We start from the raw sequence: 23,529 nt of genomic DNA on the forward strand, positions 1-23,529 counted from the left end.
AGTCAGCGCGCGTCGTCGTCGAGCACACCAGCGATCCTGGCCGGCTCGCTGAGCTCGTCCTCGGCGAACAGGTCACCTGCCACCGACCACTGTCCGCCGCTGCGCTCGGTGTCACCTCCACCGGCGCCACCGGCTCCCATGCCACCCATCGGCATACCGCCCATGGGCGCACTGCCGTTCGCCTGTGCCGCGTGCGGCTGCTGCGCGCCGTCGTCGGGGACGGATGCCAGACCGGCTTCACCTGCCGCGGGCGCGACCTGGCTGCCGTCGTCACCGGACAACAGGTCGCCCTGGGTCGACCAACCGGAGTCAGCGAAGCCGTTGCCGCCACCACCGAAGTCCGACGCCACCGCCTGGGTGCTGGTCGTCTGGACCGGCTGGTCCGAACCCGGAACCGACTGCAGCGGCTGCTCCTGCGCGCCGCCGGACGACCCACCGCCGACCGCCGACGCCTCGGCGGCCGCCGCTGAGGCACCGGACGCGGCACCGGCACCAGCGGGCACGCCGGAGCCGTCGGAACCGCCACCGGCGAATCCCTGGGCCTGCGCGGCCTGCCGGTCCGCGATGTTCTGCGACCCGTCCAGGGTGGCGTACGCGGGCTCGGCCTTGAGGGCCTGCGCGCCACCGTCCTTGTCGCTGTAGTCCAGCAGGTACGAGGTCGGCTCACCGGTGCCGTCGTCGATGGTCAGCCTGACCTGGTCCGGCTGGCCCGGCGGGTGCTCCGCGGTGATCTTGACGTCGCCGTCCTGCAGGACGATCTTGCCGTCCGGGCCGGGCTTGAGCGTCTCGGCCGCCGGGTCGCCGCCCGCGGGCGCGGGCAGGGTCTGCACCGGCTGACCGTCCGGTCCGAACTGAACCGGGTTCTGCTGGCCGGGGGTTCCCGTGCCGGGGGTGCCCGGCGCGCCGGTGCCCGGCTGGCTGAAGTCCATGTCGTAGGTCTTCGGCTTGCCGGTGCCGTCGTCGACCGTCACCTTGACGTGACCGTTGCTGTCCGGGCTGGTCACCGAGATCTTGTGGCCGCCCTCGTCGATGGTGACAGTCTCGCCACCGGTCGGCTTGCCCGCGCCGCCGTCCATCCCGGTCCCGGGCACGCCCGTGCCCGGCACGTCCTTCGTCGGGTCCGTGGCCGTCGGGTCCTTGGTCGGGTCCGTGGCGGTCGGGTCCTTGGCCGGGTCCACCCCGGCGGGGTCGGTCTTGCTCGGTGGCGTGTCCGCGTCGGGCTCGGGCAAAGGAGGCGGCTGGTATCCGCCGCCGGTGTTCTTGGGGCCGCCGCCGGTCTCCTTGGGACCGCCGCCGGTCTCCTTCGGTCCGCCGCCAGTCTCCTTGGGACCGCCGCCGGTTTCCTTCGGGTCCTTCTTGTCGCCACCGCCCGTGCCGGGCGCCTGGAGACCCGCGAACATGGCCGTGTTGGCCCGCATCGCCTCGCTGAACGCGTACAGGCCGTTGCTGGCTGCCTTGTAGGCGTTCTCGATCAACTGGCGGAACGAGACCGTCGCGTTGCGGTAGAAGTAGCCGAACTCGTCCATCTCGCGGCAGAACGCGTCCGCCCAGATCTCGCCGCTGTGGTCGGCGTTGATGTCGACGAGGCCGGGCTGCGAACGCAGGTCCGCAGGTGAGATCGGGCCGGTGCCGTCGCCGTCCCAGTCGTTCTCGACGACAGTCCAGTTCTCGCCCTCACGGCCGAGCTGCCGCGCCTTGTCCAGGTTCTCGATCAGCCTGCGCTTGTCACCGAAGTTGATCCCGCGGTACTTGTTGATCATGTCGGTGATCGGCTTCTGCTGGTAGGCGCCGAGATCGTAGATCGGCTGCCTGCTCACGTTCCACAGACCACCGGCCGCCTTGGCGATCGTGTCGCAGGTCGTGCCGAAGTCCTTGAGCGGCGTGGCCAGCTCGTTGAACTTGTCGGCCGCCTTGGCGCCCGCCTTGTCCGGCCACGCCGAGTGGATCCCGTTGACGCCGTTGGTCGTGCTCTGGCTCGCGGCGGCCGCGACCTTCGCGAGGCTCTCGAACCGGGCCTTGGCGTCCGCGATCAGACCCCAGTTGATCCCGGCGAGCTGCGGCATGGAGGTCTTCTCCGGCATACCGTCCGCGTTCATCGCGAGGACCTTGTTGCCGGTGCCGTACTGCAGGTCGCCCGCGGCGCACGGGTTGCTGCACCACAGGTTGTAGAGGCCGCCCATCTCGTTGCTCATGAAATCGGCGAACCACTTGGCGTTGCTCAGCTGAACGTCGGAGGTGTCCCTGCTGTCCTCGTTCGGACCGACGATGGCCTGTTTGATCGGCCCCGCAAGAGCGTCACTCACGCTCACGCACCTCCATCAGCGTTCGCCAGGTTCTGCTTGCTGGCCTTCTCGGTGCCGCCGTGCTGGTCGGCCGAGGACTTCAAGGTCGCCCCCACGCCCTTGATGAAGCCCGATGCCTGGGTGAGCCCCTGCTTGAGCGCCTCGACCGCGGTCGTGAAGCCGGCACCGGCCGACTCGGACTTGCCGGGGACCTTGCCGAGGTGTTCCGGCTTGAGCACGTTCCCGCCGATGAACTTCACCACTTCGTCGAAAGCCGCCCCCATCGCCTCGATGTCCGCGGCAACAGCCCGTACCTCATCGGGCTTGATCTCGGTCTTCCCTGCCATGGGGCCCCCCCTTCATCCGGCTTACTCGACTTCGACGCACGCGACGCTCGATCGGTGCCATCGGTTTGTCGTCCGCTAAGGAATGTACCCAGCTCACCACGGGCGCGAAGGGTGAACGCCCGGATTATCGCCATCCCGGCGGTGGCTGCTGTCTGCCCTGGTTGGGGGGCGGTGGGCGGTGGCCGGGAGGTGGTCCGTAGCCAGCTGGGGGTGGCCCGTACCCAGGGGGAGCGCCATGGCCGAGCGGCTGCGGGCTGTAGCCAGGCCGAGGCTGGGCGGGTCTGCCACCGAGTGCCTCGGTGGTCGGCCGGATCAGCGACAGCACGAGGACCGCGATCGCCAGCAGCAGGCGCACGAGGGAGAACCCGTCGTCGTCGATCTCGAGCTTCACCCGGAAGGTGAACATCCCCGGCGGGAAGCCGACCGTGCGGCGCAGAATCCCGAGCACGGTCATCAGGATCACCAAACCGCCGGCGATGGCCAGCAGGATCGCGCCGGCACGCTGCCGCGCGAACACCAGGACGCTGCCGACGATGGCGACCAGCATCGGGACGTAGCCCACGACGGTGTGCCCGAAGAAGGCGGCGGCAGCGAGCAGGAGACCGAGGATGCCGACGATCACCAGCGTCCCGGACAGCGGCGGTCTCAGCCGCGCGGACGGCTGGAAGCCTGGTGGTGGCAGTGGTGGCTGCTGCCAGTTCTGGTTCGGGGGCGGGCCGTACGTCACACGCTCAGCGTAAACCGCCCGCCCCGTCGCCAAAGGCTGTTCGGGTACGTCATCCCGAACAGGTCAGGAGACCGAAGAAACCACACCGGCCAGGCGGTTCGCGGCAGCTTCCGCCGCGGCCTCGCTCGTCGCCTCGACCATCACCCGGACGAGTTGCTCAGTGCCCGACGGGCGCAACAGGACCCGGCCGGTCTCGCCGAGCTCGGCCTCGACCTCGGCGACCGCGTCGTTGACCGAGGACGCCTTGGCGACCGCGGCCTTGTCCGCGACCTTCACGTTCACCAGGACCTGCGGCAGGCGCCGCATCACACCGGCGAGCTCGGCCAGCGGACGGCCGGTCGCGGCCACCCTGGCCATCACGCCCATCGCGGTGAGCAGGCCGTCGCCCGTGGGCGCGTAGCTCGGCAGCAGGACGTGCCCGGACTGCTCGCCGCCCAGCGAGTAGCCGCCGCTGCGCAGCTCCTCCAGGACATAGCGGTCACCAACCGCCGTAGTGCGAATGGTCACACCTGCCTCGCGCATCGCCAGGTGCAGTCCGAGGTTGCTCATCACCGTGGCGACCAGCGTGTCGTCCACGAGCTCGCCGCGGTCCTTCATGGCCAGCGCGAGCACAGCCATGATCTGGTCGCCGTCCACCAGGTTGCCCTGGGCGTCGACAGCCAGGCAGCGGTCGGCGTCGCCGTCGTGCGCGATGCCCATGTCCGCGCCCTCGGCGAGGACGGCCTCACGCAGCGACTCGACGTGTGTCGAACCGCACTGGTCGTTGATGTTCTCGCCGTCCGGCAGCGCGTGGATCGCGATCACCTCGGCACCCGCCTCGCGGTAGGCGCGCGGCGCGGCGGCCCAAGCGGCGCCGTTGGCGCAGTCCACCACGACCCTCAGGCCGTCCAGCCGTTGCGGCATCGCTTCGAGCAGGTGCGCGATGTAGCGGTCGAGCGCGTCCGGGATCGTGTAGATCCGGCCGACACCCGCGCCGGTCGGGCGCTGCGGGGCACCGTCGATCCCGGCTTCGATCTCGTCCTCGACGTCGTCCGGCAGCTTGTGGCCGTGCGCGGCGAACAGTTTGATCCCGTTGTCCGGCATCGGGTTGTGCGACGCCGAGATCATCACGCCGAGGTCCGCGCTGAGGTTGTCGACGAGGAAGGCCACGCCGGGCGTCGGCACCACGTCCACCTGCATCACGTCCGCACCCGCGGACGCCAGGCCCGCGGCCACCGCGGCCTGCAACATCTCGCCGCTGGCCCGCGGGTCACGCCCGACCACCGCGACCGGGCGGTGCGAACGGTCGTGCTCGGCCAGCACACGGGCCGCCGAAGCGGACACCGCCATCGCCAGTTCCGGTGTCAGGTCGACGTTCGCAAGCCCGCGCACGCCGTCGGTGCCGAACAACCGGCTCAATGAAACCTCCCTGGAAGACGAGAACGGGAGCAGCAGAAAAAACCTGCTGCTCCCGTTCGCGGGCTGAGATGTGTCAGCGCTTGCTGTACTGAGGCGCCTTGCGGGCCTTCTTCAGGCCGTACTTCTTGCGCTCCTTCACCCGCGGGTCACGGGTCAGGAAGCCGGCCTTCTTCAGCGCCGGGCGGTCCTCGGAGTCGATCTCGATCAACGCGCGGGCGATCGCCAGGCGAAGCGCACCGGCCTGACCGGTGATGCCGCCGCCCTTGAGGTTGGCGCGCACGTCGAACAGCTCCGGCTTGTCCAGGATCACCAGCGGCTCACGGATGAGCTGCTGGTGCACCTTGTTCGGGAAGTACTCCTCGAGGGACTTGCCGTTCAGCCTGAACTGGCCGCTGCCAGGGGTCAGCCGAACGCGGACCACGGCCTCCTTGCGGCGGCCGACGGTCTGCGCGACCTCGCCGGGGGCGGGGACACGCACGACCGGGGCAGCCGGAGCGTCCTCGGCGACCTCAGCGGTCTCCTCGACGAACTCGGTGGCCTCAGCGGCCTCGGCCTCGGCAGCCTCGGTGGCCTCAGCGGCCTCGGCCTCAGGGGCGTCGGCGACGGCGACGTCGTCGGCCTCGGGGGTCTCGGTGGTCAGGTTCTCTTCACTCACTGGGCAACCTTGGTGATCTCGAAGGGCGTCGGCTGCTGCGCCGTGTGCGGGTGCTCAGGGCCGGCGTAGACCTTGAGCTTCTTGCCCTGGGCACGGCCGAGCTTGTTCTTCGGCAGCATGCCCTTGACGACCTTCTCAAGGAGCCGGTCGGGGCGGGTGTCCAGCAGTTCGCCGAAGGACTTCTTGGTGAGTCCGCCGGGGTAACCGCTGTGCCGGTAGGCGAACGCCTGATCCCGCTTGCTGCCGGTGAGGACCACCTTCTCGGCGTTCACGATGACGACGAAGTCGCCAGTGTCCACATGCGGGGCGTAGGTCGGCTTGTGCTTGCCCCGCAGCAGGGTTGCGACCTGCGTGGCAAGGCGGCCGAGCACAACATCCTCGGCATCGATCACGTGCCAGGCGCGGGCCACCTCGCCGGGCTTCGGGCTGTACGTGGGCACGGGTCTACCTCATCGTCAAAACTTGCGTCTGGGTACCTGTGCGGGGCCGGACCCACGGCAGGTCGGACCCACCTAGGGCGCGCTAGTCACACGCCGCGCCGCACAACAACGATAGAAGATACCTGGTGGCTTCCCCGAGGGTCAAAACGCCCCCCTCTTCACCGTCGCGCGACGCCGTCGCGGGGCCTGCGATAGCCTCCCGATCTGGGACTTCACACCAGGGGGCGTGATGCGCGTAACCAGGCTGGCACTCGTGGCGCTGCTGCTGACCGCCGGGTGCGGGCAGTCCGTCACGGGTGTCGCGGTACCCGACCCGGAGGCTGCCAGGCAGGCGACGGCCGGGCTCTACTCCAGCAGCGTCAAAGCCGTCGAGAAGTACATCCGGGAGACCCGCGACTTCCGCGGGACCATCTTCTTCTACGCCGCGGTCAACGAGCGCAAGAGCGGCTCGGATGTCGACATAACGATGCGTGGCGTGCCGCCGTCGACGATCATCAAGAGCCGGTCGAAGACACCACCCGGGTACGACTACGACATCTACCACCCGGCGAACGACCCGCTCGACTACGTCCGCCTCGGCAAGGCGTACACGTCGATCGCGCCGACCCCCTGGGTCTCGATGCAGACCACAGGCGCGGACATCGACTGCGCGATCACGGGCATCCAGACGCTGTGCAAGATCATCAGCGCCCTCGACGCGACCGACAAGGCACCGCCACCCGGCCGGGACACGACAGGGACCCGGCTGCCCGACGGCTCGACCGAGGTGCGCACGGACATCACGCTCAAGGCGTTCGTGGACAACGCCGTGATCAACATCCCGGCGGACGTGGCCAAGCTGATCGACCCGGAGCTGATGTCGCGGCTGGTCGCGGTCAAGATCGTCGTCAACAGCGACCGCACGCTGCGCAAGGCCGAGGTCCGCGGCGAGGTGCGGAGCGCGAAGACCAAGGTCCAGGTGGAGGTCGGGTACGAGTCCCGCGGCCCGTCGGACGCCACCGACTTCCCCGCCGCACCGCCACCCGGCGAGATCACCGCGCTGCCGGCGGACCGAGCCGCGCGGACCGATTTCTGGAACCGGATGGCAGCCGTCCAGAAGTGACGTGAAACGCGAAAAGGACCCCGGAATCCGGGGTCCTTGCGCTATTCGACGGGCGTTTCGGCTCAGCCCCAGAGCTTGGTCACGCCGGACTCGGTCTCCTGGTAGTCCTGCGCGGCCTGCTTGGTGGCGGCACCGATCTGTGCGAGCACCTGGTTCAGCTCGTTCTGCGCGTTGTCCCAGCTGGTCTGCACGGCGTCCCACGCCTCCTTGGCGGCACCGGTGTAGGCGTCACGCAGCGGGGCGAGCTGGCTGCGGAGCGTGTCGAGCTCGCTGTCCATCTTCTTGCTGGTGCCGTCGATCTGGGCACCCGCGGCCTCGACCGCGGCGAATTCGACCTTAATGCGACCGTCTGACATTTGAAGTTCCTCCCAAAGCGAAAGTCTGATTCAGCGAACGAAGAGTGCTGTGAATGAAAGATCGCCGGGCGCGATCAGAACGAGAAGCCACCCTCGGCCTTGGTGAAGGTCGACTTGCTCTCCTCTTCGCGGTGGCCGTAGGCCTTGGCCGCGGTGCTCAGGCTCTCGCTGATGGTCTGCAGGTCGGCGAGGACCTTGTCGGCAGCCTGGTTGAACCGGCCGACCAGCGAGTGGAACGCGGTGGCGGCTTCGCCGACCCACGCGCCTTCGAGCTGGGCGAGGTTGTTGCGCAGCTGCGCGATGTGGCCGTTCGAGTTCTCGCGGACGTTCGCGGTGTCCTGCGAGGCCTTGTGCAGCATGTCCGGCGTAATCTCAAAGGCGCTGTTCGGCATTGGGAGTGGGCCCCCTTCATCGAAGTTCTGGTTTGCACGTTCTTTGTTCGTACAACCCTTCCGACGCAGACCCTGCCAGCTTCGGTTCCACCCTGTCCGCAGAAGTTTCGAGGTAGTTGCTCTAGTAAACGCAGACATGCGGAACCGGGGTTTATCGGTGCGAATGCGAATGCTCTGACACCCGCCTCGACCTGCGGATATGCCGATTGGACCGGCCACGCGGCGCGGGGATTTGCTCTTGTGAAATGGTCACCGTGTTCGTCACCCGATAGGGGAACCGGCCGGACTGGGCGTCAGTTCACGGTCATCGAGCGGACCACTTGATCACACGCTGCCATCACCCGATCACGCCCACTCGGGGTGTACTCGCAGCCGATGCTGACCTGCGCCCGTTTGTCGAACAGCACGAACCACTCCACGGTCGCGTTGTCCACCTGCTGCCGGTAGGTGACGACGTCACGGTCGGCGAACCGGCCGTTCTCGTTCAGATCCGACAGCCGCAGGTTCGTCGACTGCTTGTACTTCTCCCGCAGCCCGCCGACGGCCCGTTCCCGGTCGGCCGCCGGGTCGAAGGCCAGCGCCAGCTCCTGGACGATGATCGCGTCCAGGCCCTGCTCGGCGTCCGAGGGCTTCACCCTCACCTCGCGGTAGGCGGTGTCCGACGCGACCTGCTTCCAGTCCTGCGGCATCGTGAAGGTGTAGTCGAACTGGGCGATGGTCCGGCCGGACGGCTGCTCCCGCGCCGGCTCTCCACCGCCGGACGTCAGCACCAGCACGACCACGACGGCCGCGACCACGATCGCGGCGGCGCCGCCGAGGATCCACGGTTTCGTGCCACGCTTGGCCGGTGGCGGCGGTGACGCGAACTGCCGCGGCGGTGGTGGCGGCACCGGACGGGGCGGCGGCTGGACCGGTTGGGGCCGGGGGAACCGCGGCGGCGCCGCTGTCGTCCGGACCGGAACGGTTCGGTCGGAAACGGCCTGGACCGGACTCCGGCGAACCTCGCCGCGGACTGCTTTCAGCGCGCCGCGGGCGACCACGGTCTCCGGCTGGTCGAGCGTGGTCGGCACGATCCCGATCCGCTCATGCACCAGCCGCGCCACCATCGGGATCCGGCTCGACCCGCCGACGAGGAAGACGTGGTCGGCGCGGACACCGGCGTCCCTGATCGCGGCGGCGGCGAGCTCGACCGCGCGGCCGAGCGGTGCCGCGACCAGCTGCTCGAGGTCCTGCCTGGTCACGTGCGCGTCGGCGAACGGGTCCGGCATGGGCACGTCGGTGTAGGTGTGCCGGGACAGGGTTTCCTTGGCGCCCTGGACATCCTGGGCGACGACCCGTCTGCGCCTGCGGTCGGACAGCTCCCGGCCCTCGATCAGCGAACGCCACCCGTCCGGGTCCGTCGCGGACACCATCCGCCCGACGTGTTGCAGCAGCGCCTGATCGACGTCGGCGCCACCGAAGGACGGGTCGCCTTTCGTTGCCAGGACACGGAATTCGTGACCGGGGCCGGGTGCCCTGCCGACCACGCTGACGTCGACCGTGCCGCCGCCGATGTCCAGCACGGCGATCGCCTCGGCCCGTCCCGCGAAGGTGTCGGCGTGGAACACCGCGGCCGCGACTGGTTCCGGGACAAGGGCGATCCGCTCGGACAGGCCGTTGGCGGCCTGCCGCAGCACCCGGGTGCGGATCCCGCCCCAGTCCGCCGGGTGCGTCAGCACCAGCTGGCCGACCGGTGCGCCGCCGCCGAACCGGCGCGCTTCCTCGACGGCCCTGCCGAGCACCGCCCTGATGGCTTCGACGACCGGGACCACCTTGTTGCCCAGCAGCAGTTCCGGTTCGTCGACGCGGCGCTTGGGGTTGGGTTCGTAGCGCGACGGGTCGACCGCGGCCTGGCGTTCGGCCTCCAGCCCGACGAACAGCCTGCCGTCGGGGGACGCGTACACGGCCGAAGACAGCACCGGACGCCCGTCCACCGCGACGACCTGCGGTTCGCGGCCGTTCACCGACACCGCGACACACGTGCTGGACGTGCCGAAGTCCACGGCGACGCGCAGCGCCATCTACCCGATCACCCCCGAGAACTCGAAGCTCGTCCGAATCGTAGGGGGTGCTCGTTCACACGTTTCCGTCGACAAAGAGCAAGCGCACGTCGACCGCCCGATCCCGGACGGCCATGGCTTCGGCGTACTCGGGCGAGCGGTGCCACTGCTTGAGCCTGGCCATGCTCGGGAACTCGATCACGCCGACCACCTGGTCCGACGGCAACGGCTCGCCGTTCTCGGCCTCCGCCGATGCGCCGCGGACCAGGTAGCGGCCGTCGTACTGGGCGATCGACCGCGCGGCCAGGACGTTGTACGCGGGCACTGCGGACTCGTCTCGCACCTTCGCCTCGACCAGCAGGTATGCAGACATCTCGCTCCTCTGAATAAAATGACACAGCGTGTACTTTTGCTACGCCGATGATTACTCGCCACGGTGTAACCTGTCAACCGTGGACACGTTGACCAGGCGGGAACGGCTCCGCATCCAGACGACCGGCGAGATCACCGGGATCGCGCTGCGTCAGATGGCCGACGAGGGCCCCGGCGCGATCTCGCTGCGCGGCATCGCCAGGGAGATGGGCATGACCGCACGCGCCATCTACAGCTACTTCGCCACGCGCGACGACCTGATCACCGCGCTGATCCGAGACGTCGGACAGTCACTCGCGGACGCGTTGGAAGCCGCGCGTGACGCCGCGTCGACACCGCAGGACAAGCTGCTGGCGTGGGGCTACGCGCTGCGCGAGTGGGCGCTGGCCAACCCACAGGGGTTCCGGTTGGTCTACGGCGACCCCGTGCCCGGTTATCAGCCGCCGTCCGACGAGAACCCCGTCGAGCAGGCCGCGCGCCGGATCTGCGGTGGGCTCAACCACCTGGTCGCAAACGCTTGCCGGCCGCGGGACGCGGAGTTCGCGTGGACCGACTTCCCAGCGGGCTACGCCGACCGGATCAAGGACGTGCCCGGCATGTCGCCGGACGCGGCCGTGCTCGCGCTGCGGGTGTGGGGCCGGATGCACGGCCTGGTCACGCTGGAGGTCTTCGGGCACATGGGCTCGGTGGTGAGCGACCCGGCCGCGGTCTACCGCGCCGAGATGACCGACATCGTCAGGTCACTGGCCGTCGAGTAGCCCGGCGTCGTGCACGAGCAGCGCGATCTGCACGCGGTTGTTCAGGTCCAATTTGGTCAGCACGCTCGACACGTGCGTCTTGACCGTCGGCACGCTGAGGAACAGCGACGAGGCGATCTCCGCGTTGGACTTGCCGCGGCCGACCGCGACGGCGACCTCACGCTCCCGTTCGGACAGTTCCTCGAGCCGGTCGCGGGCGTCGATCCGGCGCCGGTCGTGGTCGGTCTCCGCGACGCGGTCGATCAGCCGCCTGGTCACCGCGGGCGACAGCACCGGGCTGCCCTGCGCCACCCGGCGGACCGCGTCGACGATCTCGCCGGGCGGGGTGTCCTTGAGCAGGAAACCCGCCGCTCCCGCACGCAACGCGCGCAGCACGTGGATGTCGGCGTCGAAGGTGGTCAGGATGATCACCTCGGGCGACGAGCCCCGGGACCGCAGGATCTCGGTCGCCGACAGGCCGTCCATGGCCGGCATCCGGATGTCCATCAGGACGACGTCCGGCTGGTGCTGCTCGACCAACGGCACGACCTCGGTCCCGTCCTTCGCCTCGCCGACGACCGTGATGTCGGGTGCGCCGCCGAGCATCATCACCAGGCCCGCGCGGACAAGGGCATCGTCGTCGACGATGAGGACAGAGGTAGTCACGCAGGCCACGGTAGCCATGCCCTCAGGCGCCATCCCTCGGTGGTCGGGCCGTGCTCGAACCGGCCGTCAGCCAGTGCGACGCGTTCGCCGAGGCCCTTGAGGCCCTGGCCGTCGGTGTTCTCGCCTGCCGGGGTGACGAGGGTGTTGACCACCTCGACCGTCAGGCCGTCGGCGGGCTCCCCGGTCAGCACCACCCGGACGTCCGCGCCCGGCGCGTGTTTCCTGGCGTTGGTCAGTCCTTCTTGGACGATCCGGTAACTGGTCCGGCCGAGCAGTTCCGGCACGGTCCCGCTGAGCTCCTGGCGCAACCGCACGTTCATCCCGGCGCGGCGGGACTCGGTCACCAGCGTCGCCACGTCGGCCATCGTCGGCTGGGGCAGCTCACCGACCGGGGCCCTGAGCACACCGATCACCTCGCGCAGGTCCTGCAACGCCTGGTGCGCGCTTTCCCTGATCACCTGGGCCGCTCTGGCGATGTCGTCGGTCGGCGCAGCCGGGTTGTACTCGAGCGCGCCCGCGTGCACGCTCAGCAGCGACAGCCGGTGGCCGAGCACGTCGTGCATCTCGCGGGCGATCTCCTCCCTGACCTGGTGCGCACGCAGCTGCGCCTCGGTCTCGGCCCGGTCGGCGCGGTCCCGCAAGGAGATGATCAGCTGGCGGCGGTGGTAGACGACCAGCCCCCACGCCTGGACGATGCCCTGGATGGTGAGCGCGAGGATCAACAGCGTCTGCGTGTCACCGGTTTCCGGCCGGACGTACATGTAGACGGTGGTCGACGCCAGGCTCAGCGCGAACACCGGCAGCGAGATCCTCGGTGGCCGGTGCACCGCGACGGTGAACAGCACCACGAGCATGCCGCCCGCGGTGAGCTCGGAGAACGTGGACACCGCGAGCAGGATCAGCGCGATCTCGACCGGCCAGCGCTTGCGGATCCAGACCGTGCAGCACGCCAGCAGACCCAGGACCTGGTCGACCTGGAACAGCCACGCCGGATCCGGCATCGGCACGCTGCCGTTGAACCGGTCGTTGACCGCGAGCACGCCCAGCAACGCCGCGAACAGGAACAGGGTGGTGTCGACCAGCCAGTCACGGACGCTGCGGCGACGCTTCATGATTCAGGGACTGTACGCGGGGACCGGCCGCCTGCCGGGAAGTTGATACTTTGGTCGCAGCGGGCCGTTCCTCCGGCCGATCCGCTGGTCAGGGCCCTTTTCGTACCTTTGACCACCATGCGGAAAGCCATCGCGGCGGTGGGCGTGCTCCTGCTGCTCGTCGGGATCAGCGGCACCATCGACCACCTGTTCCACCAGCCGTTCTTCGGGTTCGTCCTGAACTCGGTGAACCGGTGGGTGATCCCCAACATCGGCTTCCTCGCCGGGTACGAGCTGTACGCCAACCTGACCGTCGCCGCTGTCGGCGCGGCACTGGCGATCGCTTCCTACCGGTCCGCCTGACCGGCGTCGGCCGGGCTCACCACGAGCCCGGCGCCGTCACGCGTCCGCGTCCTCGGGTTTGTTGCGGCGGATCGCGTGCATGATGAACAGCGTCAGCAGCAACAGCACCACGCCACCACCGGCACCGATCAGCGCGACGGACATCGACGACCAGTCCTTCGGCCGGAACGGGGGCATGCCGGCCGGGAGGTTCTCCGCCTTGTCGGCCGGGATGCCGAACTCCGGCGGGACCATCGCGGTCAGCGCCGCGATCGGGTTGATCATCCCGTAGCCGACCAGGTTGTCACGGCCACCGGGCGCCGCCGGGTGCTGCGCGGTCATCTTGATCCGGTTCATCACCTGGCGTGCGGTCAGCGTCGGGAACCGCTCCCGGATCAGCGCCGCCAGCCCGGCCACGTACGGCGCCGCGAAGCTCGTGCCCTGGATCTCGACCTGCTTGCCGCCCTGGACCGTCCGGTTCGCCAGCTCTCCCGCCGGGTCGAGCGAGATGATCTCCGTACCGGGTGCGGCCACGCTGATCCACGGCCCCTGCACGCTGAACGGCGCCAGGTTGCCCTTCTGGTTCACCGCCGACACCGAGAGCACGTCATCGGCGAACCACGGCGGCGTCACGATGTGCGTCGGGTTCTTGGGATCCGGGCCGTTCTTGGCGTCCGTGCAGATCGGACCGAGGTTGCCTGCCGACGCGACGACCACCTTGTTCTGGTCAACGGCGTAGCGCAGCGCCCGCTGGAGGTCCTTCTCCGGCTCGGAGATGTCGTACTTGGCCAGCCTGCAGTTGTCGACCGACATGTTGATCACGGTGACATCGCTGTTGTTGGCCGCGTTGACGACCGCCTGCGCCAGCGTCTTCAGGTCACCCGCGGTCTGCTCCTGCGGGTTGGGGTTCTCCGACGTCGGCTGCTGGGTGCCCTTGTAGTTCTCGCTGGACTGGCGGATCGCGAGGATCCGCGCGTCCGGCGCGACCCCGGTGAAGCCGATCTTGGTCAGATCCGGGCTCTTCGCCGCGATGATCCCGGCGACCTCGGTGCCGTGCCCGTCGCAGTCCTCGGTCGGGTCCGCGGACTTGGCGACGTAGTCGGCGCCCGCGACCACGCGGTCGCCGAGGTACTTGTGCTTGCGCACACCGGTGTCGATCACCGCGACCATCTGGCCCTTGCCGGTGGCGAAGGTGTGCGCTTCCTCGATGCGCAGCTGCTGCTGGCCCCACGGTTTGTTGGGCAGCACCACCTTGCCGTCGCTCAGCGTGCCGATGCAGCCGGTTTTCTTCGTGTACTCGATGTTCGTGGGCGGTGCCTTCGTGTCCGGCACCACCGCGCGCTTGACGTCGACCGGTGGCGGCTTGCCGCCGGAACCGGACTGCTGCGCGAAAGCGGGCTGGCCGAGCAGCAGACCCGTCACCGCCGTGACCGCCGCGATCCTGGTTGCCGTGGTCGTCTTCATCAGATCTTGAAGTTCAGGTGCCGCAACGTCGAATAGAGGTCCATCACGGCCAGTGCCAGAGGCAGCACCGCCGCGATGCAGATGGCTTCGAACACTTCGACCCCGCGCCGAAGCGGTGGCGAGAACCGCTGCTCGGGGAAGATCACACCGAGCACGAGCGCGGCAGCGCCGATCAGCAGCAGCGCGCCGAACACCCACAGCAGGCGGTCGAACGAGCTGGCCACGACCAGCCAGCCGATCAGCACACCAGCCGCCGACAGCATGCCGGTGGCCAGCAACGCCACCGCCTGGCTGCCGTTGGCGTACGTCCGGCCGCGCAGCAACAGCACCAGCGTGACCACGATCGCGGTGATGATTCCCCACACACCGGGGGCCGTCGCGCTGATCATCGCGGACACCGCCGCCACGATCCCGCTGCCGACGATCATGCCGGTCATGTACTCGTGGGCCAGGCCGGCGCGGCGCTCGATCGAGCGGTAGTCCGGCATGGCCGTGTCTTCCTTGAGGTCCTCCGCGCTGCCGGGGACGTTCGGCAGCGGCAGCTTCGCCAGCTGGATCGTCAGCCTCGGCAGCATCGAGATGCCCGCGAGCGCCGCGGCGGCCGTGCCTGCCGCGATACCCGGCGCCGGGTGGTCGATCAGCGTGCCGACCGCGAACGCGAGGATGCCGAACACCGACGCCGTCCCGGCCGCGACGAACGTGGTCACACCGGCACCGATCAGCATGATCGACGCCGACGCCACGATCCCCATCAGCGCCGAGCCGAGCAGGAAGTTCGCCGCCCCGAGACCGTCGGGCACGATGTAGACGCCGCTGACGAACGCCATCGGCAGGCCACCGGCCGCCGCGATCAGCACACCGGCCGTCGCCGCCTGGTAGGCCCGCGCGACCACAGCGCCCGCGCCGACCGCGATCACCGCGGCCGCACCGGACGCGATCGCCGCCGCGAGCTGGGAACCGCCGCCGAACGGGCCACCGAGGAACGCCGCGACCGCCGCGAGCACCAGCGCCAGCGCGCCTGCCACATAACCGATGCGGTTGGCGGTCTGCTTGGTCCACGGCCGGAAACTGTCCGGACTGGACTCGGCGATCGCGTCGACCACGTCGTCGTACAGCGGCGGCGGCGGGTTCTCGTTGCGCTTGCGCAGCTGCAACATGTCGCCGTCGACGATGCCGAGCGAGCCGAGCGTCCGGCTCGGGTCGAGCGGGCTGTCGCCCAGCTTGGCCAGGCACCAACCGCCGTGCCGGGCGCCGCCGTCCGGCGACGTCTCCTTGGCCATGTCCAGCAGCATCGGCAGCAGGTCGGCCACTGACACGTCAGCGGGAAGTGCGACGTCGATGCGCGTTCTCGGCGCGACGACCGTCACCCTGCTGAACACCGTCGTCCCCGTAGCCACGCCTGCCCCCTTCGAGCCTTCTTGCGAACTTGCTGACCATATGCGGTCGCCCACTTGGCCGGGTGCTTCTTCACCGAATGGCGCATCCCCGTCCGTGGGCGCCCCTAGTATGGCCGCACCGGGATCACCTCCGCTGGCGGTTCCGCAATATGTACGTCTGTCGAGCGTCGAAGAGGGGCCCACACCGTGAGCACGCTGCAGTTCAAGCGTTTGCCACGCCTCGCCGCACCCCGGCCGCCGGGCGGCGAGGTGCACCTCGAGCCACCACCCGAGGTGCCTCGTGTGATCCCCGGCAGCATCTTGATGAAGATGATGCCGGTCGTGATGGTCGTGGCGATGCTCGGCATGGTCGTCATGATGTTCACGCTGGGCGGGCCGCAGGCGCGCAACCCGATGTCCCTGCTGTTCCCGGTCATGATGATGTTCTCGATGGTCGGCATGTTCGCGGGCGGCGGTGGCCGCGGTGGCGGGCAGAAGAAGGCCGAGATGAACGAGGACCGCAAGGACTACCTGCGCTACCTCGGCCAGATGCGCGACCGGGCCCGCGAGGCCGCCCGTGACCAGCGCTCCGAGCGCGAGTGGATCCACCCGGACCCGCAGGCGATGTGGTCGATCGCGACCTCGCGCCGGATGTGGGAACGCAGGCAGGCCGACGCCGACTTCTGCCACCTGCGCGTCGGGCGGGCCTCGACCCGCCTGGCCACGCGGCTCGTGCCGCCGCAGACCGGCCCGGTCGACGAGCTCGAGCCGATCGCCACGCTGGCGCTGCGCCGGTTCGTGCGCGCCCACTCGATCGTGCCCGACCTGCCCATCTCGCTGGCGATCCGCAACTTCGCCGCGGTCAGCATGGCAGGCGAGCGGGAGCTGACCCGCGCACTGGCCAGGGCGATGCTGGCCCAGCTGGTCACGTTCCACACACCGGACGACGTGATGATCGCGGTCGTCACAGCCGGACGGTCCAAAGCGGAATGGGAATGGGCGAAGTGGCTGCCGCACGCCCAGCACCCGTCCATGGTGGACGGCATCGGCCAGATGCGGCTGATGGCGGGCTCGCTGGCCCAGGTCGAGCACTGGCTGGACGAGCAGCTGCGCGAACGGCAGCGGTTCACGCGCAACGCGCCGCCGCAGCCGGACCAGCCGCACATCGTGATCGTGATCGACGACGGCGACGTCACCCGCGAGGAGCAGATCATCCTCGAAGAGGGCCTGATCGGCGTCACGCTGCTCGACCTGTCGGACTCGCTCGGCAACCTGACCGCGCGCCGCGGCCTGCGTCTGGTCGTCGAGCCCACGCGGCTCGGTGCGCGCAGCGCGAGCGGCGTCGAGTGGTTCGGCGCACCGGACACGTTGAGCATCGCCGAAGCGGAAGCCTTGGCGCGCAAGCTTTCCCCGTACCGCCTCGGCACCGGCGCGGCCGACACCGGCGAGGACGAGCCGCTGCTGTCCAACCCGACGCTGCTCGAGCTGCTCGGCATCCCCGGCGACCCGATGACGTTCGACGTGCAGCAGGCGTGGCGGCCACGGCCGATCCGCGACCGCTACCGCGTCCCGTTCGGCATCGGCGAGTTCGGCCAGGCCGTCGAGCTGGACATCAAGGAAGCGGCGATGGAGGGCATGGGCCCGCACGGCCTGTGCATCGGCGCCACCGGTTCCGGCAAGTCGGAGTTCCTCCGCACGCTGGTGCTGGGCATGCTCGCCACGCATTCGTCGACGATCCTCAACTTCATCCTGGTCGACTTCAAGGGTGGTGCGACGTTCCTCGGCCTGGACGACGCGCCGCACGTCGCCGCGACCATCACCAACCTGCAGGGCGACCTGACGCTGGTCGACCGCATGCGCGACGCGCTCGCCGGTGAGATGAACCGCCGCCAGGAAGCGCTGAAGAACGGCGGCAACTTCAAGAACGTCTGGGAGTACGAGAAAGCCCGTGAGAACGGCGCCGACCTCGACCCGTTGCCCGCGTTGTTCATCGTGGTCGACGAGTTCTCCGAGCTGCTGAGCGCCAAGCCGGACTTCATCGACCTGTTCGTCGCGATCGGACGACTGGGCCGGTCGCTGCAGATGCACATGTTGCTGGCCTCGCAGCGGCTGGAGGAAGGCAAGCTGCGCGGCCTCGACTCGCACCTGTCGTACCGGATCGGTCTGAAGACGTTCTCGGCGGCGGAATCCCGTGCCGCGATCGGTGTGCCGGACGCGTTCGAGCTGCCGTCCATCCCCGGTTCCGGGTACCTCAAGTACGACACCACCAACATGGTGCGGTTCAAGGCGTCCTACGTGTCCGGTCCGTACCGGCCCGCCGGCATGCAGGCCGCCGGCCCGTCGGCGCCGGTCACCAGCGACAAACGGCCGCGGCTGTTCGTGCCGGACTACATCGAGATCCCCAAGGAGCCGGTCCGGCCCGCCGAGCAGCCCAAGGAGCAGAAGCCGGAAGGCGGTGCCGAGGAGAGCGAGCTCGACGTGATCGTCAAGCGGCTGATCGGCCAGGGCGCCCCGGCGCACGAGGTGTGGCTGCCGCCGCTGGAGACGCCGAACTCGCTGGACACGCTGCTGTCGCCGTTGCAGCCGACCGACGACCGCGGGATGACCGTGCCGGGGCACTTCGCCAACGGACGGCTGCAGGTGCCGCTCGGCATCATCGACAAGCCGTTCGAGCAGCGCCGTGACCTGTTGACCGCGGACTTCTCCGGTGCCATGGGGCACGCGGCGATCGTCGGCGGTCCGCAGTCCGGCAAGTCGATGCTGCTGCGAACCCTGATCATGTCGATGGCGTTGACGCACACGCCGCAGGAAGCGCAGTTCTACTGCCTGGACCTCGGTGGTGGAACGCTCGCCTCGCTGCGCGGGCTGCCGCACGTCGGCGGTGTGGCGTCCAGGTTGGACCCCGACCTGGCCCGCCGGATGGTCGCCGAGATCACCTCGCTGATCACCGAACGCGAGCAGCAGTTCCGCGACCACAACATCGACTCGATGATCGACTTCCGCAACCGCAAGCGGCAGGGCCAGATCGCCGACGACCCGTTCGGCGACGTGTTCCTGATCGTGGACGGCTGGCTGAACTTCCGCCAGGAGTTCGAGTCGCTCGAGGCGCAGGTGGTCAACCTGGTCGCGCAGGGTCTGTCCTACGGCGTGCACGTGATCGTCGCGGCCAGCCGGTGGGCCGAGATCCGCCCGGCGGTCAAGGACCTGATGGGCACGCGGTTCGAGCTGCGCCTCGGTGACCCGACCGAGTCCGACATCGACCGCCGCGTCGCGGTGAACGTGCCCGCCGGCCGCCCCGGTCGCGGTCTGACGCGGGACAAGCTGCACTTCCTCGTCGGCCTGCCGCGCATCGACGGCTCGTCCAGCGCGGAGGACGTCGGTGCCGGTGTGCAGGACGCGGCGAACCGGATCAGGCAGAGCTGGCGCGGCCAGCCGGCACCGGCGATCCGCCTGCTGCCGGACCTGATGCCGTACGACGACCTGATCAAGCTGGACAAGCACCGCAACACCAGGCTGATCCCGATCGGCGTGAACGAGGACGAGCTGGCCCCGGTCTACGTCGACTTCGACGCCGAGCCGCACTTCCTCGCGTTCGCCGACGGCGAGTCCGGCAAGACGAACCTGCTGCGCAACATCGTGCGCGGCATCATGGAGCGGTACTCCGAGGACGACGTGGTGATCCTGCTCGTCGACTACCGCCGCACCATGCTGGGCTTCATCAACACCGGGCACCTGCTCGGCTACGCCGTGTCGGCCAACCAGCTCAACGAGATGATGAAGGACGTCGTCGGCTCGCTGAAGAAGCGGCTGCCGGGTCCCGACACCACGCAGGAACAGCTCAAGACGCGGTCGTGGTGGTCGGGTCCGGAGCTGTTCGTGATCGTCGACGACTACGACCTGGTGGCGACGGCGGGCGGGAACCCGCTGCAGCCGCTGCAGGAGTTCCTCCCGCAGGCCAAGGACGTCGGTATGCACATGATCGTCGCCCGCCGTTCGGGTGGCGCGTCCCGTGCGTCCTTCGACCCGATCATCGGCAAGCTGAAGGAACTGTCGTCGCCTGGTCTCGTGATGAGCGCGAGCAAGGACGAAGGCGTCCTGCTTGGCAACTACAAGTCGAAGCCGCTGCCCCCCGGCCGCGGTGTGATGGTCACGCGCAAGCTGGGCCAGCAGCTGATCCACACTTCCTGGTTGCAGCCCGAATAGGTCACCGGACGAGCAGAAGCGGGGCGCCCAGCCGGGTGCCCCGCTTTTCCGTGTGCACACTTGTCCTCGGTGGACAGTACGGGCAGCCGTCGGTGTGGATGTGGACGAACTGATGCCCAGCCGAAGCGGCGACAGCACGACGCCGTCGGGTGGGCGCGTGTTGTCGAGGAAGAGGGCCAGTGCTCGCCCGGTTCGGTGATCTCGCCCGGCTGAACTCGCCCCCTCCGAACACGACGACGCCCGCCGGGTTTCCGGCGGGCGTCGACGAACCTGTGAGCGCGGCTTGTTACGAACCGCCGCCGGGTTGGGCGGCAGGGGTGTTCACTGTTCCCGCGTCGGGGTCGAAGGGCACCGAGTCGAAGCTGCGGTTGACGTCCTTCGCCGACAGCGAGGCCCCGTCCGGCAGGAGCCGGACGATCGAATCCGGTGCCGGGCTCTGCTTTTCCAGCCCCAGTGCGCCCGCTGTCCTGGTGTCCGGGATGCCGTACTTCACGCCGCGGTCGGACACGAGGTAGATCGGTCCCCTGTCGAAGTCCGCCTTCGACGCCGAGCCCCTGACCACCGCCGCGCGGCCCGGCGGCATGAAGAAGCTGTCGATCTTCTGGCCGTCCGCGCTCGGCGTCGCGATCTTCAACGGCTCCATCTTCGTCCCCGACGCGTCCTTCGGCAGCGGCAGTTCGCCGCTGATGTGCAGCGAGGTGTGGCCGTCGCGTGCGTCGCCCGCGCCCTGCAGCGACCAGCCGAGGCAGGCCACCGAGTTGCCCGCCGCCTGCGCCTGGAGCACTCCGGGCGGGGTGTCCGGCGACGCGGTGTCGTTGATCTCGTCCTGCTGGGTCTGCGAGGTGATCCGGTCCGGCGAGATGTCCGGGATGTTCGCGCTGCCTGCCGACTTCTCGTAGCGGATCAGGTCGGCCGTGGTCGACTTGATCTTCTCGATGCCGTCGTTGTGCACGACGTAGTAGTCCCGGTTGCCCGCGTTGGGCACCGCGAACACGCCGCCGACCGGCACGCCCAGGTCGGAGTTCCCGCTGCCCGACACCGTCGGCGCGGCCAGCGCCTGCACCTCGGGGATCGCGTTCAGCATGCCGGTGCTGATCCGGCGCACCGCGCCCTTCTCCAGCTTGAGCGCCTGGACCACGGACGGCTTGGACATGTCGACCTCGGCCCGCACCGCGTTGGAGTTGCGCTGGTTGATCGTGCTCGGCGTGCGGTAGACCAGGTAGGTCTTCTTGTTCTCCGCCTGCACCAGCAGCGACTCACCCGGCTGCAGCTCCCTGTTGAGCTCACCGACACCCGCGAGCACCGACGTCTGGATACCGGTCGCCTGCTGGGCTTCCGGCAGCGACTTGTCCAGCGTGATCACGTCGCAGACGGCCCAGTTGTCGCTGATGCGCTGGTCGTCGGCGGGCAGCAACTGCGGGCCGTTCGGGATTCCGGTCAGCTGGCGCTTCGGGATGTCCTTGAGGTCCTTGTCCGCGATGACCGTCGGGTTCTCGGCCTTCTGCGCGGGCACGTCCGGGCTCTCGCTCCCGCTGCTCTGGCCCTGGGTCTGCTGGGCCAGCAGGAGCAGCCGCGCGGACGCCAGGTTGAAGGTGGGCGTCAGCGTCTTCGGGTTGCCCGCCACCACGTACACCGTGCCTGACGGCTGGGCGATGATGATCCCGCCGTCCGGGACCGTCGGTTTGGGCGCGAGCAAGCCCACGATCACGAACCCGAGCACACCGATCGCGGCGAGGACAACTCCGACGGCGGTCGCACGCGAATGCGTCCGCATCGGGTCGTGCAGCATCACTGCGTCCTTACGGACCAGCGCGGACTGCATCCTTCGCAGCACGAAGCGATACGCCTGAACCTGAGACTTTGTCGTCGGTGTTGAGGGCATTCTCGGCCTGCAGCTCTCCCTGTCGCGGTACGGTTCCGCAGGATAGCCGTACCGGAGGCGGTGGGCTGGCAGTTCCGGGGAACTGGGGCTGACCAGTGTCGATCCGCCTGCGGGGAAGATCGAGGGGAAGAGACGGATAGGGATGTCGGTGACAACGCCTCCACGCCATGGCATGCCACCGCCCGGGGGACGTCCACCCGGCGGCGGCCCACCCGGACCAGGCGGCCCGCCCGGTGGTGGACCGCCCCCGGGAGGCAGGCCGCCCGGCGGACGCCCGCCCGGCCCGCCCGGGCCCGGTGGACCTCCCGGACCGCCGTCCGGACCGCCGCCTGGCCAGCGCCCGCCCAACAGCGGGCCGATGCCGCAGCAGCCGCCGCCCAGCCCGCCGAAGGTGCCGATCTCGGCCCGCAGGCGCACGGTCGGCGCCAGCCTCGGCGCGCTGCCGGTGACCAACCTGGTCGTGGTGGAACTCGGCCTCGCGATCGGCCTGATCCTGCTCGCGATCGACACGGACCTGCTCTACGTGGCAGCCGGTGTGCTGGTGATCGCGCTGCTGTTCGCGTTCATCCGGTGGCGCGGCCGGTGGTTCCCGCAGTGGGTGAGCTTGACCACGCGGTACACGTTCCGCTCGCACGGCAGGGTGACGAAGCCCTCAGCGCCGATCTCGATGGAACAGGTCGCCGCCGACAGCGCCGCGGCCGTCACCGGCCCCGAGGACGCGCGGGTCGCGTTGCTGCGGCTGGCCGTGCCGGACCTGGTCGTCGCGCACGGCCAGGACCACGAACGCCGCCCAGTGGGGCTGGCGTGGCACGACGGCGCGTGGACCGCGGTGCTGCTGGTCGACCCGGCTCCGAGCCTCGTCACGCAGGTCGGCACCACGCCGAGCCTGCCGTTGAGCGCGCTGGCGCCGTGCCTGGAGGACCGCGGTGTGGTCCTCGACGCCATTCAGGTCATTTGGCACTGCTACCCCGGCAGCACGTCGCTGCCGCCGAACTCGCCCGCACTCACCTCGTACATGGAGGTGCTCGGCCCGTTGCCCGCCGCGGCGCGACGGACCACGTGGGTGGCCATCCGCCTCGACCCGAGCCGGTGCCCCGCCGCGGTTCGCGAGCGTGGTGGCGGTGTCGTGGGTGCGCACCGCGCGTTGATCGGCGCCTTGTCCCGTGTCCGCAACGCTCTCGAGTCGCGTGGCGTGCCGACGCGGCCGTTGGATCCGGACGAGCTGCTGAAGGCCGGGATCACCTCGGCCGAGCTGACCGCGGTCGCGGGCAACAACTCCCGGGTCAGCCTGCAGGAGAAGTGGACGGGTGTGACGGCAGCGGGTGTCGGCCACGCGAGCTACTCGATCACCGGCTGGCCCAACGGCAAGGTCGCCACGAGCCTCAACGCGCTGACCGGTGTCCGCGCGCTGTCGTCGACGATCGCGTTGTCGCTTTCGCCTGGCGCGGAGGACAACCAGATCGGTGTGCGTGGCCTGGTGCGCGTGAGCGCGCGGACGCCCAGTGAGCTCGACGCCGCCGACGAGCGGCTCGAAGCGATCTCGGACAAGATCGGAATCACGCTGACCCCGTTGCGCGGCCTGCAGGCCGCCGGTCTCGCAGCCACGCTGCCGTTGGGAGGTGCGGTGTGAGCGGCTCCAGCCGGTTGGTGGACGCGCA

20 protein-coding genes are annotated in these 23,529 nt (G+C 69.4%); 5 read left to right on the forward strand and 15 right to left on the reverse strand.

Annotated elements, in window-relative coordinates; all coding sequences use genetic code 11:
• Positions 1–2 precede the first annotated feature (2 nt).
• The 6 genes from AOZ06_RS49480 to rplM form a co-directional block, all read right to left on the reverse strand.
• On the reverse strand, positions 3–2,303 hold the full coding sequence (locus tag AOZ06_RS49480; protein WP_054295724.1) for a hypothetical protein: 2,301 nt from the start codon (positions 2,301–2,303) through the stop codon (positions 3–5).
• 2 nt (positions 2,304–2,305) lie between these two features.
• Positions 2,306–2,629, reverse strand: coding sequence for a hypothetical protein (locus AOZ06_RS49485; RefSeq protein WP_054295725.1), 324 nt, complete (start codon positions 2,627–2,629; stop codon positions 2,306–2,308).
• A 124-nt stretch (positions 2,630–2,753) separates the two neighbouring features.
• On the reverse strand, positions 2,754–3,356 hold the full coding sequence (locus tag AOZ06_RS49490; protein WP_054295726.1) for a hypothetical protein: 603 nt from the start codon (positions 3,354–3,356) through the stop codon (positions 2,754–2,756).
• Between the two features lie 63 nt (positions 3,357–3,419).
• Positions 3,420–4,754, reverse strand: a complete 1,335-nt coding sequence (glmM, locus tag AOZ06_RS49495; protein WP_054295727.1) for a phosphoglucosamine mutase — start codon at positions 4,752–4,754, stop codon at positions 3,420–3,422.
• Positions 4,755–4,827: 73 nt separating this feature from the next.
• Complete coding sequence (rpsI, locus tag AOZ06_RS49500; RefSeq protein WP_063810256.1) at positions 4,828–5,409, reverse strand: 30S ribosomal protein S9; 582 nt, start codon at positions 5,407–5,409, stop codon at positions 4,828–4,830.
• Entirely contained in the window at positions 5,406–5,849 is a 444-nt protein-coding gene (gene rplM / locus AOZ06_RS49505) for a 50S ribosomal protein L13 (protein ID WP_054295728.1), read from the reverse strand. The genes rpsI and rplM overlap by 4 nt, the downstream gene beginning before the upstream one ends.
• A 229-nt stretch (positions 5,850–6,078) precedes the next feature.
• Here rplM and AOZ06_RS49510 point away from each other — a divergent pair, with 229 nt between their 5' ends.
• Entirely contained in the window at positions 6,079–6,951 is an 873-nt protein-coding gene (locus AOZ06_RS49510) for a hypothetical protein (RefSeq protein WP_157233670.1), read from the forward strand.
• 62 nt (positions 6,952–7,013) lie between these two features.
• On the opposite strand, the gene AOZ06_RS49515 is transcribed toward AOZ06_RS49510, so the two are convergent.
• The 4 genes from AOZ06_RS49515 to AOZ06_RS49530 form a co-directional block, all read right to left on the reverse strand.
• The gene (locus AOZ06_RS49515; RefSeq protein WP_054295730.1) at positions 7,014–7,307 is read right to left on the reverse strand and encodes a WXG100 family type VII secretion target; all 294 of its coding nucleotides are present in this window, start codon (positions 7,305–7,307) and stop codon (positions 7,014–7,016) included.
• Between the two features lie 74 nt (positions 7,308–7,381).
• On the reverse strand, positions 7,382–7,837 hold the full coding sequence (locus AOZ06_RS58255; RefSeq protein ID WP_083472452.1) for a WXG100 family type VII secretion target: 456 nt from the start codon (positions 7,835–7,837) through the stop codon (positions 7,382–7,384).
• A gap of 155 nt (positions 7,838–7,992) precedes the next feature.
• Entirely contained in the window at positions 7,993–9,759 is a 1,767-nt protein-coding gene (locus tag AOZ06_RS49525; RefSeq protein ID WP_054295732.1) for a type VII secretion-associated protein, read from the reverse strand.
• A 55-nt stretch (positions 9,760–9,814) separates the two neighbouring features.
• Positions 9,815–10,111, reverse strand: a complete 297-nt coding sequence (locus AOZ06_RS49530; protein WP_054295733.1) for a DUF1330 domain-containing protein — start codon at positions 10,109–10,111, stop codon at positions 9,815–9,817.
• A 79-nt stretch (positions 10,112–10,190) separates the two neighbouring features.
• Here AOZ06_RS49530 and AOZ06_RS49535 point away from each other — a divergent pair, with 79 nt between their 5' ends.
• Complete coding sequence (locus AOZ06_RS49535) at positions 10,191–10,868, forward strand: TetR/AcrR family transcriptional regulator (protein ID WP_054295734.1); 678 nt, start codon at positions 10,191–10,193, stop codon at positions 10,866–10,868.
• Here the strand turns inward: AOZ06_RS49535 and AOZ06_RS49540 are convergent.
• The gene (locus AOZ06_RS49540; RefSeq protein WP_417999925.1) at positions 10,851–11,513 is read right to left on the reverse strand and encodes a response regulator transcription factor; all 663 of its coding nucleotides are present in this window, start codon (positions 11,511–11,513) and stop codon (positions 10,851–10,853) included. The genes AOZ06_RS49535 and AOZ06_RS49540 overlap by 18 nt on opposite strands.
• On the reverse strand, positions 11,510–12,625 hold the full coding sequence (locus AOZ06_RS49545) for a sensor histidine kinase (protein WP_054295736.1): 1,116 nt from the start codon (positions 12,623–12,625) through the stop codon (positions 11,510–11,512). The genes AOZ06_RS49540 and AOZ06_RS49545 overlap by 4 nt, the downstream gene beginning before the upstream one ends.
• A 117-nt stretch (positions 12,626–12,742) precedes the next feature.
• Here AOZ06_RS49545 and AOZ06_RS49550 point away from each other — a divergent pair, with 117 nt between their 5' ends.
• Positions 12,743–12,967, forward strand: coding sequence for a hypothetical protein (locus tag AOZ06_RS49550; protein WP_054295737.1), 225 nt, complete (start codon positions 12,743–12,745; stop codon positions 12,965–12,967).
• A gap of 36 nt (positions 12,968–13,003) precedes the next feature.
• Here AOZ06_RS49550 and mycP read toward each other — a convergent pair whose 3' ends face one another.
• Together mycP and eccD are read right to left on the reverse strand one after the other, a co-directional pair.
• The gene (mycP, locus tag AOZ06_RS49555) at positions 13,004–14,410 is read right to left on the reverse strand and encodes a type VII secretion-associated serine protease mycosin (RefSeq protein ID WP_054295738.1); all 1,407 of its coding nucleotides are present in this window, start codon (positions 14,408–14,410) and stop codon (positions 13,004–13,006) included.
• Positions 14,410–15,807: a type VII secretion integral membrane protein EccD gene (eccD, locus tag AOZ06_RS49560; protein ID WP_054295739.1), complete on the reverse strand. Its 1,398-nt coding sequence runs from the start codon at positions 15,805–15,807 to the stop codon at positions 14,410–14,412. Before eccD ends, mycP begins: the two co-directional genes overlap by 1 nt.
• A gap of 186 nt (positions 15,808–15,993) precedes the next feature.
• On the opposite strand from eccD, the gene eccCa reads away from it, so the two are divergent.
• Positions 15,994–19,989: a type VII secretion protein EccCa gene (gene eccCa, locus AOZ06_RS49565; protein WP_054295740.1), complete on the forward strand. Its 3,996-nt coding sequence runs from the start codon at positions 15,994–15,996 to the stop codon at positions 19,987–19,989.
• Between the two features lie 286 nt (positions 19,990–20,275).
• Here the strand turns inward: eccCa and eccB are convergent, their stop codons facing one another.
• Positions 20,276–21,871 carry a type VII secretion protein EccB gene (gene eccB / locus AOZ06_RS49570; RefSeq protein ID WP_083472453.1) on the reverse strand — a complete coding sequence of 532 codons (1,596 nt, stop codon included), beginning with the start codon at positions 21,869–21,871 and terminating at the stop codon, positions 20,276–20,278.
• Positions 21,872–22,316: 445 nt separating this feature from the next.
• On the opposite strand from eccB, the gene eccE reads away from it, so the two are divergent.
• The gene (eccE, locus tag AOZ06_RS49575; RefSeq protein ID WP_054297488.1) at positions 22,317–23,501 is read left to right on the forward strand and encodes a type VII secretion protein EccE; all 1,185 of its coding nucleotides are present in this window, start codon (positions 22,317–22,319) and stop codon (positions 23,499–23,501) included.
• The last annotated feature ends 28 nt before the right edge of the window (positions 23,502–23,529 follow it).

Source organism: Kibdelosporangium phytohabitans (genome assembly GCF_001302585.1).
Taxonomy (GTDB): Bacteria; Actinomycetota; Actinomycetes; order Mycobacteriales; family Pseudonocardiaceae; genus Kibdelosporangium; species Kibdelosporangium phytohabitans.

Excerpts from the sequence above, each read along its gene's own strand:
- AOZ06_RS49545 (WP_054295736.1), bottom strand. The coding sequence starts at position 12,625 with ATGAAGCGTCGCCGCAGCGTCCGTGACTGGCTGGTCGACACCACCCTG.
- AOZ06_RS58255 (WP_083472452.1), bottom strand. The coding sequence starts at position 7,837 with ATGTCTGCGTTTACTAGAGCAACTACCTCGAAACTTCTGCGGACAGGG.
- AOZ06_RS49525 (WP_054295732.1), bottom strand. The coding sequence starts at position 9,759 with ATGGCGCTGCGCGTCGCCGTGGACTTCGGCACGTCCAGCACGTGTGTC.
- AOZ06_RS49515 (WP_054295730.1), bottom strand. The coding sequence starts at position 7,307 with ATGTCAGACGGTCGCATTAAGGTCGAATTCGCCGCGGTCGAGGCCGCG.
- AOZ06_RS49530 (WP_054295733.1), bottom strand. The coding sequence starts at position 10,111 with ATGTCTGCATACCTGCTGGTCGAGGCGAAGGTGCGAGACGAGTCCGCA.
- AOZ06_RS49485 (WP_054295725.1), bottom strand. The coding sequence starts at position 2,629 with ATGGCAGGGAAGACCGAGATCAAGCCCGATGAGGTACGGGCTGTTGCC.
- AOZ06_RS49510 (WP_157233670.1), top strand. The coding sequence starts at position 6,079 with ATGCGCGTAACCAGGCTGGCACTCGTGGCGCTGCTGCTGACCGCCGGG.
- eccB (WP_083472453.1), bottom strand. The coding sequence starts at position 21,871 with ATGCCCTCAACACCGACGACAAAGTCTCAGGTTCAGGCGTATCGCTTC.
- AOZ06_RS49550 (WP_054295737.1), top strand. The coding sequence starts at position 12,743 with ATGCGGAAAGCCATCGCGGCGGTGGGCGTGCTCCTGCTGCTCGTCGGG.
- mycP (WP_054295738.1), bottom strand. The coding sequence starts at position 14,410 with ATGAAGACGACCACGGCAACCAGGATCGCGGCGGTCACGGCGGTGACG.